This window comes from Bradyrhizobium forestalis, assembly GCF_002795245.1.
Lineage (GTDB): Bacteria > Pseudomonadota > Alphaproteobacteria > Rhizobiales > Xanthobacteraceae > Bradyrhizobium > Bradyrhizobium forestalis.
In genome coordinates this window covers 1-12,354 of the sequence record NZ_PGVG01000050.1, presented here as the reverse complement: position 1 = coordinate 12,354, position 12,354 = coordinate 1, and the positions used below count along the sequence as shown (strand labels likewise).

The following is a 12,354-nucleotide window of genomic DNA, read 5'->3' as shown; positions in this document are numbered from 1 at the left end:
CTATGAGGCGGCAGTACTATTCGGCCTGCCTATCCAGCCACCCGCCGCGGCGTCAGATTGGCGGCGCCATCCGCCGGTGGCGCGATCTGCATCAAGATGGTCTGGGTGGCGGATGCGACCTCGATGCCGTTCTGCTGGAAGCGCAGCTTCATGCGCCGGTTGAATTCGCGCTGGACCGGCCAGCGCCCGGCCTCAGTGCAGCGGATCTGGCCGACGATCGATACCATTGCGCCGTCCACCTTGTCGACGCCCCACAGCTCGAGGTCGCCGCGGATCAGAGCGCGGAATTCCGGTTCGCCTCGCATCTCGTCGACGATGTCCTTGAGGATCTGGCCGGCGCGGTCGGTGTCCTCCTTGTAGGCGACGTTGACGCTGACCGAGGCGTTGCCGGCGCCGCGGCTGGCATTGGTGATGGTCGTGACCGCGCTGAACGGCACGATGTGCACGGCGCCATCACCCGCGCGCAGGCGGATGGTGCGGATCGAGACGTTCTCGACGACGCCGGAGAGCCCTGACACGCTGACGTTGTCGCCGACCTGGACCGTGTTCTCCAGCAGCAGGAACAGGCCGGTAATGAGGTCCTGCACCAGCTTTTGCGAGCCGAAGCCGATCGCGATGCCGACGATGCCGGCGCCCGCGAGCAGCGGCGCGACATTGACGCCGATCTCGCTCAGCGCGGTGAGGCCGACGACGGTTGCGATCAGACAGAGCAGCGCCGTGCGCAGCATCGGCTGGAACGTGCGCAGACGCGCGGCACGGGCATAATGGCCGTCCCGGGACAGCGTATTGATCTGGCGATCCAGCAGCGCATTGCTGGCTTCCCAGATCGCGGCAGCGATGAACACGGCGAGGCCGATCGTCACCATGGCCGAGATCAGGCGGCTGCCGATCTGGCCGCCATAAAACCAGACGATCGCGTCGACGCCCCAGACTTCGAGCACGGCCACGAAACCGATGAAGGCGATCACGCTGGATACGATCCTGCGCAACAGCGGTAGATAGCGGTTGGCGCGGATCTCGAGGCCGGGAAAGCGCTGGAGGACCTCCGGCTTGATGCGGAAGCCACGGTCGATCAGGCTCAGCGTCACCATGATGACGACACGCGTCACCAGCGCCACCGCGATGGTGCCGATGAAATATTGCAGTAGCAGCGAATAGCCGTTGCGGATGTTGAGGGCCCACACCGCCCACAGCGCGAGGTCGAGTGCGATGGCAAGATAATGCCAGCCGCCGGCGATGCGGTTACGCAAACGGGCCGCAATCCCCTGCCGCTCGGCCGGCGCGCGGATGGCATCGGCCACCTGGCGGCGGCATTGCAGGATGATGACGACGATGAAGAGGTGCACGACCAGCATCACCATGCGGAGCAGCGCGGCATAGCCGGCTCGGTGCAGCCCGAGCAGCAATGCCACGTTGGCAAGGGCGATGCCGGAGACGCCGACGCCGACGATGCGGCGCGCCCAGATCTCGACATAGGCGGCGGTCTCCGCGCGCACCGGAAACAGGCCGAACGGCCCTGCCAGCGCCCGGACCATGCAGATGAGCCCGCGCGAGAATGCATAGGCGTTGACGACCGCGAGAATCACGAGGCGGACGGTCGTGGGCTCGCCGATCACCGTTCCGAGCAGCGCCGTGGCGAGGCCGACGAAGACGACCACCGGGAGCAGCTCGAGCACGAGGCGTCCCAGCACGAAGGGCAGCCGCGACAGGACCTGCCAAACCCGCGCAAGGCTGTGACGGCGCTTGTTCAACTCCGGTGCGGGAGTGACATCGGTCACCGATGACGGCGGGTCGGCTATGGGCAGCGCCTGTGCCGGCAGATGCGCGGTTTGCGGCACGCGTCCCTCCAGGAACGCGACCGGACGGCGGATCACGCGAAAGATCACCCACTCGGCTGCCAGGGCGCAGCCGAGCACCAGTGCCAGCTTCCAGGCGATCTCGATCAGGAGGTTGTAGGCCGCGGGATCGTTCGCGGTCCGCATGATCCAGTAGTAGAACGCCGGAAAGTGCGTGAGCGTCCGCGCCATGGCGGCGATCTCGCCCGAGATCTCGCCGATTTCCTCCGACACCGTGAGCAAGAGCTGCGCACCGAGGCCGTCGGCCGAGAGCGGGATCGGTGATTTCTGTTCGGGCGAAGGTTGCTGCGGACCGGACGCGTTGGCGATCGCGCGGAGCGTATCGATCATCTGCGCGCGCTTCTTGTCGTCCTGAAGAGTTTCCAGCGCGCGCTTCGCCTCGTCAGGCGACAGTGCGGCAGTGTTGTTCGCCGCGGGCGGAGGCGGCGCGGCACGGGCACCGGAGAGAGATGGAATCGTGAGGAAGAGAGCGGCGAGGAGCGCCGCGGCCAGCTTATGCGACACGAGGATTCCCTGAAAAAATGAATGCACCGGCGGCGTCGGGAGCGTCACCGCCGAAGCAGATGCGTCATGTCGGATTGCCGCTATTCGCCCCGGCCCTGTGTCGGAAGTTGGCCTTTGAGACGACATTCTCTTGGCATTTGCCGCATGCAGGATCAGGAGCCGCGGCATCACCGAAGCGCTGTGATGCGCCAAAGGACCTCTCGCGCCATTGCGGAACACGGCGAGGAGAATGGGAACATCAGGATGTCAAAGAAACTCGTTGCGGCGGCCTCGTCGCGGCCATCCGACTCCATCGATGTGATGCAAATTACAGCGCCGGGAAGGTAGGGGCCTTGCCTCACTGATGCGGCCCGCTAAACCTTGTCCCGGCGTGCCGTTCGCGGTTTTCGCCGCTATGCGATAGTCCGAACGAGCTCCATCGCACTTAACGCGGCTGGATTTGCGGAGGTGGCGTCATAGACCTCCCCTTGCTCATGAGGTGGACGTTGCGCGTCGCATGTTTGCGACCACTACGATGCTCCACCTGAGACACAAAACTGTCAAGCGGGATCGATGATCTGAGGATCACATTTGAACGCGCGAGTTCCCTGCAACCTCCGCCAAATGGCAAGCGCTTTCGCGTGGGGTCGCAGATAGTGAGGGGCATGTTGACATCATGCTCCTGTTTTGCCCGACGAGTCAAACGAGATTCGTAAAATCAGCAGCAGCATGACGGATCGGCAAGCCATTGATTCCGCTATGCTCGGCTACTGTGCATGGGGTTGTTTTCGCGTTTTTTATCCATGGCCGGCTCAGCCGCCTAGAGAAACATGTGCGCCAGGTCGACCGTCGAGGACTTTCCGATCTGGTCGAAGTTTCGCGCCAGCCAGCTTCGCGCCGCCTCGCGGCCCTCATCGCGCAGGCGGCACAACAGGCTCCATTCGGGGTGGAACTGCGTGGCCGTGCCGAGCTGCGACATCAAATCATCGTTGCCGATCCAATGCATGTACATGCGGCTATGCTTGTCGTTGTCGAGCTCGCCGTCGTCGATCAGCCGCGTAGCGAAGGCGATCGCGCGCATCTCGCGCATCAACGACGAATTGAAGCTGATCTCGTTGATGCGGTGGAGGACGTCGGCTGCGCTGGCCGGCAGCTCGTCGCGCCGGATCGCCGTGACCTGCACGATGATGACGTCGTGACTGCCCTTGCGGTAGATCAGCGGAAAGATCGCGGGATTGCCGAGATAGCCGCCATCCCAATAATGCTCGCCGTCGATCTCGACGGCCTGGAAATAGGGCGGCAAGCAGGCCGAGGCGAGCACGGTTTCCGCCGTGAGAAGCGGGCTCTGAAACACCTTGATCTTGCCGGTGCGGACGTTGGTGGCGTTGAGAAACAGCTGCGGCGCCTCGGGCGAGGAATTGAGCCGGTCGAAATCGACCACGCGCTGCAGCAGCGCGCGGAGCGGATTGAAATGAAAGGGATTGAGCAGGCCCGGCGGCAGCGTGTGCGTCAGCGTATGGATGACGGCGTGAACCGGATGATACTCCGGCGGCAGCTTCAGCGCCTGGATCCACTGGTTCAGCGGCGACATAAAATCGTACGCCACGTCCATGCGCGACACTTCGTACCAGAATGCGTGCAGGCTCTCCCGCGCGGCCTCCGCGCCTCCGTGCGCCATGCCGGAGGCCATCACCACCGCATTCATGGCGCCGGCACTGGTGGCGCTGATCGCCTCGATCGCGAGCCTGCCGTCTTCGAGCACCTGGTCGAGCACGCCCCAGACGAAGGCGCCGTGCGCGCCGCCGCCCTGGAGCGCGAAGTTGACGGTCTTGCGGTCGGCGATCGGGTTGGCTGTCACTTTGCTTGCTTCTTGCCTCCCGTCCCCTCTTTCTCCAGCGCCTTACGCACCTGCTCGAACTCCTCCAGCGAGGCCTTGTCGGCGCGGGGGAAGCGCAGGTCGAGCTTTTCGAGCGCTGCATTGATCACCGAGCCGATCACGACGCGGGCGAACCATTTGTGATCGGCGGGCACGACGTACCAGGGCGCATGGGAGGTCGCGGTGTGGCGGACGATGTCCTGGTAGACCGCCTGGTAGCGCGGCCACAGCGCGCGCTCCTTGATGTCGTCCATGGAGAACTTCCACTGCTTGGCCGGATCCTCCAGCCGTTCGAGGAAGCGCTCGCGCTGCTCCTCCCTGGAGACGTTGAGGAAGAATTTCAGCACCACGGTGCCGTTGCGGCAGAGATAGCGCTCGAAGGCGGAGATGTCCTCGAACCGCTCCTTCCAGATGTTCTTGGTCACGAGCTTTGGCGGCAGCTTCTCCTTGGCGAGAATCTCCGGGTGCACGCGCGTCACCAGGCATTCCTCGTAGTGCGAGCGGTTGAAGATGCCGATATGGCCGCGCTCGGGCAGCGCGATCGCATGACGCCAGAGGAAGTCGTGGTCGAGCTCCTTGCTGCTCGGCGCCTTGAAGGCCGTGACTTCGCAGCCCTGCGGATTGATGCCCTCGAAGATCGCCTTGATCGCACTGTCCTTGCCGCCGGCGTCCATGGCTTGAAACACGATCAGCAGAGACCAGCGATCCTGGGCGTAGAGCTTCTCCTGAAACTCGATCAGCCGCTTCTTGTTGGCGTCGAGAAGCACCAGCGCTTTCTCCTTGTCGAGGTCGCCCTTCTCGTCGGTCTTGTGGTCCTTGAGGTGAAACTTGCCCGAGCCATCGTAGCGGAATGGCGTGATGTAGCGGTCAAGCTCCTGGGCGAACGACTTGGACGGCTTCTTGTTCATGAGCGCGGGGCACCTTGCGTTGCGGCTTCAATCGGTCGAGCAAGCTACCAAGGATGCCCTTGGGAAGGAATATGATGAAAAGCACGAGCAGCACGCCGTAGACGAGGTTGTCCCAGCCGACCGCCTGGGTGCCGAAGCCGATGCGCAGCGTCTCGGCCAGTAGAATGGTGATGATCGCGCCGACAGTCGGGCCGAGCGAGACGAACAGGCCGCCCACGATGGCCGCGAACACCATCTGCAGCGACACCGCGATGCCGCTGACGGTGTCGGGCGTGATGAACATCTGGTACTGGCAATAGATCGCACCGGCGAGCGCCGTCATCAACGCGCTGAGCAGCGTGATCTTCAGCTTCTCGGCGGTAACGTCGACACCGGCCGCGGCCGCGGCGTCCTCGTCCTCCGAGATCGCCTCCAGCGCATAGCGGGCCATGCTGCGGTCGACCCAGTGCCAGACCACGATGCCGAACAGCCAGACCGCGAGCGCGATGAGGTACCAGGTCGTCTTGTCATCGAACTGCAGCGCCAGCAGCTTGTTGCCCGAGGTCCGGTTCGGCGTGTAGCCGAGCGAACCACCGGTATAGTCGCGTGTCGCGGTGATGACCTGGAGCACGATGCCTGACAGAGCCAGCGTCACCAGCACGAAATAGTGCCCGGTGATGCGGAAGCGGAAGCAGGGATAGCCGACGATCAGCGCCAGCGCGCCGGCCGCCGCCATGCTGATGGGAATGCCGATCCAGGGCGACAATCCGAGATGATTCCAGAGCAAGGCGGTGACATAGGCGCCGATCCCCATGAAGCCGCCATGGCCGAGCGAAACCAGGCCAAACCGCCCCATCATCGACCAGGAGGTGTAGGCGAACGACCAGATCAGGATCAGCACCAAAATGTGCAGGTGATAAGGATCACGATAGACGAAGGGCAGCGCGGCCAGCGCCGCCAAGCCCAGCCCCCATGCCGCAAGCCGTCCCCGCCCCATCATCGCCGCCTCGCGAGCAGGCCCGCGGGCCGGATGAACATCATGACGATGAAGAAGGCGAAGGCGAGCACGTAGCCCCATTCGAGGTCGGAGAACAGGCCGCCGAGCGAGATGATCTCGGCGAACAGGAAGGCGGCGATGAAGCCGCCGATGAAATTGCCGAGGCCGCCGAGCACGCAGATCAGGAAGGTGATCGGCCCGAAGGAGAGACCGACGAAGGGATGCACGTCGTATTGCAGCACCAGCAGGCACGCGGCGAGGCCAGCGAGCGCGCCGCCGAGCGCCGAGGTAATGAGATAGATGCGCTTGGCGTCGACACCCATCAGCGCCATGATCTGCCGGTCCTGCGAGATGGCGCGGATCGCGGTGCCGGTGAAGGTGCGCGTCATGAACAGATAGACCGCGACCATGCCGACCAGTGCCGCCACGAAGGACAACAGCCGTGCATAGCTGAAATTCATGTCGCCGAAGGCGAGCACCGGCAGGCGGATGCCGAGGTTGCGGAAGTCGATGCCGAAGGCGACGGTGGCGAAGCTCTGGAGCACGAACAGGACGCCGCCGGTCGCGAGCAGCTGGTTGATCGGAGGCGCCGTGAGCAGCGGCGCGATCACGAGGTAGTGCAGCGCCGCGCCGAGGAGCGCGACCAGCAGGATGGTGAGCGGGGCGGCGACGAAATAGCTGACGCCATAATACTGCACCATGAAATACATGGCGTACATGCCGATCATGACCAGCTCGGCGTAGCAGATCCAGGTCACGTCGATGACGCCGAAGATCAGGTTGAGCCCGAGCGCGAGCAGCGCCAGCACGCCGCCGAGCAGGATGCCGTTGATCACGGCCTCCAGCAGATAGATGTCGAAAACGTCCAGCAACGCCTGCATGCCCGTCACACCCCGAGATAAGCTTCCTTGACCGTGTCGCTCGCCAGCATCTCGGCCGAGGTGCCGGAGGCCCGGATCGTGCCGGCCTCGATCAGATAGGCGCGGTCGACCACCTTCAGCACCTGCTGCACGTTCTGCTCGACGATCAGCACCGTCAGCCCGCTGGCGCGGATCCGTTTCACTAGCTCGAACACCTGCTGCACGACCACGGGCGCAAGCCCGGCGGAAGGCTCATCCAGGAGCAGCAGCTTCGGATTGGACATCAGCGCGCGGCCGATCGCGCACATCTGCTGCTCGCCGCCGGACATGGTGCCGGCCATCTGGTGCCGCCGCTCCTTCAGGCGCGGGAACAGGCCGAACACGACCTCCAGCCGCTCGGCGTAGTGGTCCCGCGCCTCCTTCAAGAAGGCGCCCATCTTGAGATTGTCGTCGACCGTGAGCTGTGGAAACAGCCGCCGGTTCTCCGGCACATGCGCAATGCCGAGGCTGACGATCTTGTGCGCCGGGGTCGCCACGACATCGACGCCTTCCATCTTGATCGACCCGCGCGCGGGCCGGATCAGGCCGGAGATGACGCGCATCAGGGTGGTCTTGCCGGCGCCGTTGGGGCCGATGACGCCGACCGCCTCGCCGGCCTTGACGTCGAGATCGAGGTCGAACAGCGCTGGGAACGTGCCGTAGCCGGCATTGACGGTACGGAGCTCCAGCATCGCCTAGCCTCCCGCCCGGCGGCGCGCTTCAGCGGCCGCGGCCTGCGTGGTCTCGGCATCGGTGCCGAGATAGACCTCGATGACGCGCGGATCGCCCGCGACCGCGCTCGGCAGGCCTTCCGAGATCTTCTCGCCGTGATCGAGCACCATGACGCGATCGACGACGCGCATCAACACGCCCATGATGTGCTCGACCCAGATGATGGTGACGCCGAGCTCGTCGCGGATGTTGCGCAACATGTCGGCGGCCTGGTCCATCTCGGCCTCGTCGAGACCGCCAAGGCTTTCATCTGCCAGCAGCAGCTTCGGCGCGGTGGCGAGCGCTTTCGCAAGCTCCAGCTTCTTCAGCCCCGCTGCGCCAAGGCCATCGACGCTGGCATGGCGATCGGTCGGCAGCCCGACCATCGCCAACGACCGCTCGGCCGCCTCCTCGGCCTTGATGCGACTGCGGCGGCCCTGGCCGTAGAAGCCGGCAAGCGCGACATTCTCGAAGATGGTCAGGCGACGGAAGGGACGCGGAATCTGGAAGGTGCGGCCGATGCCGCGGTTGATGATCCGGTGCGGCGCAAGGCCTGCGATCTCGTGCCCGGCGAACAGGATCGACCCGGAGGTCGGCGCCAGAGTGCCGGAGAGCATGTTGAAGATCGTGCTCTTGCCCGAGCCGTTGGGCCCGATCAGGCCGAGGATCTCGCCCTGGTCGACCCTGAACGACACATTGTTGACGGCCGTGAAGCCGCCAAACCGCTTCACCAATCCGTTCACCTCCAGCACCGCCGTTCTCCGCCGCTACCGGTTGCTGTAGGTGGTGCCCTTCGGCAGTGGCAGCACGGCCTTGCGCATCAAAACCTCCCGGACGATTGTGCGTTGCATTCTCGTTCTTGTTTTCGCCCATCACATGGGCTGCGCGAAGCGATGTCAAGCCTCGCGCGTCAGCGAGAGGCGAACTGCTGCGCAATAAAGGCCGTGACAAATCGCGGCATGGTCGGCGTGAGATCGCTCATCCCGCGCACGAGATGAATGGCCGACAATTCGGGCTCGGCCTCGCGCGCGAGATTGGCTTCGATCCGGGCGCGGGCTTCATCGCCCGGCATGTCCAGATTGAGGACCTGAATCATCGCGATCGCGCGGCCGGAGACGACGCAATGCCAGTCCGCCTCCGCCGCGTAGTCCTCGGCGGCCAGCCCGGTCTCTTCCTCGATCTCGCGGACGACGCTTCCGGGAACGTCGAGGACGCCGTCCCTGACGTCGTCGAGGTCGGGCGTGCCCGAAGGGAAATAGATGCGGCCCGCATTGGCGGTGTGCTGCGCCATCTCGCCCATCACGAAGGCGCCGTCGGAGGTGCGCAGCGCGCCCATGCCGAAACCGTTGAACACGGCCGGATCGGGAAAGCCCCAGTCGCGCCAGGCGAGGAAGCTGGCGAAGTCGGTTTCGAAATAGGTCGCGGCGAGATGGCCGCCCGTGAACACGGCATCGCGCCCGAGCAGGACGGGGCCGTTCCAGATCTTCGGCCGCTCGCGCTGCTTCTCGGCGAAATGCGCCGCGATCTCGGCGCGGCGCTCCTCGGCGAACGGCCACACGATCGGCCGCACGGCAAGATCAAGCGTCGTGACGCGATGAATGACCGGTGACGTCATGACGCCTGGTTACCACGCCTTCGCGTCAGCTATTTGGCATTTCCTGTGGTCTTCTTGGCCTGGTCGACGAATTTGTTGGTGAAGGTCTTGCTGACGTCGATCTTGGCGTTCGCCACCTCGGGCGAACCGACGCTGAACACGGCGAGCACGGCGTCGGCGCCCTTCGGGTCCATCTTGCCGGTCTCGGAATACATCGGGATCGTGTTCTTCAGAGCGGCGAGATAGAGATCCTTGTTCTTGCCGACCGTCTCCTCCGGCATCTTCGCCATGATCTCCTCAGGGCTGTGCGAATGGATCCAGGCGAGCGTTGCCAGGATCGCATTGGTGAGCGCCTGAGTCTCCTTCTCGTGGCCGTTGACCCAGGCCGCCGTCGAGTACAGCGCACCACCAGGATATTCGCCGCCAAACGTCTCGAGCGTATCCTTCTGGGTGCGGGTGTCGCTGAGGATGCGCAGATCCTTGTGGCTGCCCTGGAGCACGGTGACGGAGGGATCGAGCATCACGGCGGCGTCGATCTGCCCCTGCTCCATCGCGGCCACCGCGGTAGCGCCAAGGCCGACGCCGATCACGGCGGCGCTGGTGGGGTCGAGCCCGTTCTTCTTCAGCATATATTTGAGGAAGAAGTCGGTGGAGGAGCCGGGCGCACTGACGCCGACCTTCTTGCCGGCGAGGTCCTTGACCGACTTGATGTCATTGGTGCGCGAGGGCGCGACCACCAGCACGAGGCCGGGATAGCGGTCATAGACCACGAAGGACTGCAGCTCCTGCTTCTTGGCCGCGAGATTGACGCAATGGTCGAAATAGCCGGAGACGACGTCGGCGCTGCCGCCGAGCACGGCCTTGAGCGCGTCCGAGCCGCCCTTGAGGTCGACCAGCTCGACATTGAGGCCGGCCTTCTCGTATTCGCCGAGCTGCTTGGCCAGCACCGTGGGCAGATAGCACAGGCAGGAGCCGCCGCCGACCGCGATGGTCACCTTGCTTTGCGCCGCGGCAAGCGAGGTGGTGAGCGTCAGCGCGAGCAGCGCGCCGGCGAGCCTGGCAATCGTGTTCTTCATTGGTTTCCTCCGTTCGGCGGGCGGCACCATAGGCCAGCGGGGGTGGCTTGAGAAGCACCGCCTGAGCGGCTGGCCATCGGCCGTTCGGCGCAATAGCATGCCCAGACGCGGATCGCATCGACGATTGCTCCTACCCACGCCCATCCGACGCAGTCGGCCGCCACACCAGCAGCCTCCGCTCCACCAGCGTCACCCCGAAGTCGATCAGAATGACGAAGGCCGACAGCACGAACATGCCGGCGAATACGCCGGCAACGTCGAACACGCCCTCGGCCTGCTGAATCAGATAGCCGAGCCCCGCCGCCGATCCCAGATACTCGCCGACGACCGCGCCGACCACGGCGAAGCCGACCGACGTGTGCAGCGAGGAGAACATCCAGGACAGCGCCGAAGGCCAATAGACGTGCTGCATCAGCTGCCGCTCGCTCATGCCGAGCATGCGGCCATTATCGAGCACGGTGCGGCTGACTTCCTTGACGCCTTGATAGACGTTGAAGAACACGATGAAGAACACCAGCGTCACGCCGAGCGCAACCTTGGACCAGATGCCAAGCCCAAGCCACAGCGCGAAGATCGGCGCCAGCACGACGCGCGGCAGTGCGTTGACCATCTTCACGTAGGGGTCGAACACCGCGGCGACCAGCGGCTGGCGCGCGAACCAGAAGCCGATCAACACACCACCGGCCGATCCGATCACGAAGGCCAGGATCGATTCCGCCAGCGTAATGCCGAGGTGCTTCCAGATCACGCCGGAGGCGAACCACTTCACGATCTGGCTGAACACGTCGAAAGGGTTGGAGAAGAAGAACGGCGGCAGCAGGATCTTGCCGAACACGGGGACGGTCGACAGCACTTGCCACAGCACGATGCAGACGACCGCGACCAGGACCTGCAGCGCAAACAGCGTCGGACGCGACATCAGACCGCCTCCACCGCGTGAGTGGATTGCACGTAACCCTTCATCACCTCGTCCTTCAGCACGCTCCAGATCTCGCGATGGAGCGCATGGAATTCCTTGTCCAGGCGCACCTCGAAAATGTCGCGCGGTCGCGGCAAGCTCACGCGCCAGTCGCCGATGATGCGCGAGGACGGACCGGCCGACATGATCACGACACGGTCGGCGAGCGCGATCGCCTCTTCCAGATCATGCGTCACGAACAGCACGGCCTTGCGGTCGGCGTTCCACAAGTCGAGCAGCAGGTTGCCCATGACCTGGCGCGTTTGTGCGTCGAGCGGCCCGAATGGCTCGTCCATCAAGAGGATCTTGGGATCGCGGATCAGCACCTGCGCCAGCGCCACGCGCTTGCGCTGGCCTCCGGAGAGCATGTGCGGGTAGCGGCCCGCGAAGGCGCCGAGGCCGACGGAGGTCAGCCATTTCTGCGCCTGCGGCAGCGCTTCGGTGCGCGGCGTGCCCTTGATCTCGAGTCCGATCGCGACATTGTCGAGCGCGGTCTTCCAGGGGAACAGCGCGTCGGCCTGGAACAGGTAGCCGGCCTCCCGGTTCAGCCCCGCGAGCGGCCGGTCGAATATCCTGACGCCGCCCGCCGCCGGCTTCAGCAGGCCGGCAGCGACGTTGAGCAGCGTCGATTTCCCACACCCGGTCGGGCCGACGATGGCGACGAACTCGCCCTGCGCGACCGCAAGGTGCGCCTTCTCCACCGCCGTATAGACCCGGCCGTCCCCCAGCCGGAACGCGACCTTGGCATCTTCCAGCGCCACTGCCGTGGGCGTCGTCATGTGTTTCCTCCGAACTCAGGCCGATGCCTTAGCCGCTCGCGCGGCCAAGTTCAATCAAGCCGCCAAGCGTGCTACGCATGGGATCAGACCGTGCTCTTACCCTCCCCTGGAGGGCTAGCTTGGGCACACATTTTCGGCAAGGAAGAAGCCTTGCGCGATGGCTCGGAAGCGTTCGAGCCCATCGCGCATTGTGATTGGGCCGTTGGATTTGTCGCTAGAGTAGCCGGTCCAGCCCCCG

General features: G+C 64.7%; 11 protein-coding genes. All 11 read right to left on the bottom strand.

Annotation, left to right across the window (positions count from 1 at the left end):
• Positions 1–29 precede the first annotated feature (29 nt).
• A complete protein-coding gene (locus CVM73_RS34395) occupies positions 30–2,360 on the bottom strand; it encodes a mechanosensitive ion channel domain-containing protein (protein ID WP_167407225.1) in 2,331 nt (776 codons plus the stop codon).
• Positions 2,361–3,159: 799 nt separating this feature from the next.
• Positions 3,160–4,197, bottom strand: a complete 1,038-nt coding sequence (locus tag CVM73_RS34390; RefSeq protein ID WP_100236210.1) for a patatin-like phospholipase family protein — start codon at positions 4,195–4,197, stop codon at positions 3,160–3,162.
• On the bottom strand, positions 4,194–5,123 hold the full coding sequence (locus tag CVM73_RS34385) for a polyphosphate kinase 2 family protein (protein ID WP_100236209.1): 930 nt from the start codon (positions 5,121–5,123) through the stop codon (positions 4,194–4,196). Before CVM73_RS34385 ends, CVM73_RS34390 begins: the two co-directional genes overlap by 4 nt.
• The gene (locus CVM73_RS34380; RefSeq protein WP_100236208.1) at positions 5,083–6,102 is read right to left on the bottom strand and encodes a branched-chain amino acid ABC transporter permease; all 1,020 of its coding nucleotides are present in this window, start codon (positions 6,100–6,102) and stop codon (positions 5,083–5,085) included. Before CVM73_RS34380 ends, CVM73_RS34385 begins: the two co-directional genes overlap by 41 nt.
• Positions 6,099–6,980, bottom strand: a complete 882-nt coding sequence (locus CVM73_RS34375; RefSeq protein WP_100236207.1) for a branched-chain amino acid ABC transporter permease — start codon at positions 6,978–6,980, stop codon at positions 6,099–6,101. Before CVM73_RS34375 ends, CVM73_RS34380 begins: the two co-directional genes overlap by 4 nt.
• A gap of 5 nt (positions 6,981–6,985) precedes the next feature.
• Positions 6,986–7,690, bottom strand: coding sequence for an ABC transporter ATP-binding protein (locus CVM73_RS34370; protein WP_100236206.1), 705 nt, complete (start codon positions 7,688–7,690; stop codon positions 6,986–6,988).
• Between the two features lie 3 nt (positions 7,691–7,693).
• Positions 7,694–8,461: an ABC transporter ATP-binding protein gene (locus CVM73_RS34365; protein WP_100236205.1), complete on the bottom strand. Its 768-nt coding sequence runs from the start codon at positions 8,459–8,461 to the stop codon at positions 7,694–7,696.
• Positions 8,462–8,619: 158 nt separating this feature from the next.
• Positions 8,620–9,324, bottom strand: coding sequence for a hypothetical protein (locus CVM73_RS34360; RefSeq protein ID WP_100236204.1), 705 nt, complete (start codon positions 9,322–9,324; stop codon positions 8,620–8,622).
• A 29-nt stretch (positions 9,325–9,353) separates the two neighbouring features.
• Positions 9,354–10,379 carry an ABC transporter substrate-binding protein gene (locus CVM73_RS34355; protein WP_167407224.1) on the bottom strand — a complete coding sequence of 342 codons (1,026 nt, stop codon included), beginning with the start codon at positions 10,377–10,379 and terminating at the stop codon, positions 9,354–9,356.
• A gap of 130 nt (positions 10,380–10,509) precedes the next feature.
• Entirely contained in the window at positions 10,510–11,298 is a 789-nt protein-coding gene (locus tag CVM73_RS34350; protein ID WP_100236202.1) for an ABC transporter permease, read from the bottom strand.
• Positions 11,298–12,116 carry an ABC transporter ATP-binding protein gene (locus CVM73_RS34345; RefSeq protein ID WP_100236201.1) on the bottom strand — a complete coding sequence of 273 codons (819 nt, stop codon included), beginning with the start codon at positions 12,114–12,116 and terminating at the stop codon, positions 11,298–11,300. The genes CVM73_RS34350 and CVM73_RS34345 overlap by 1 nt, the downstream gene beginning before the upstream one ends.
• Positions 12,117–12,354: the final 238 nt, after the last annotated feature.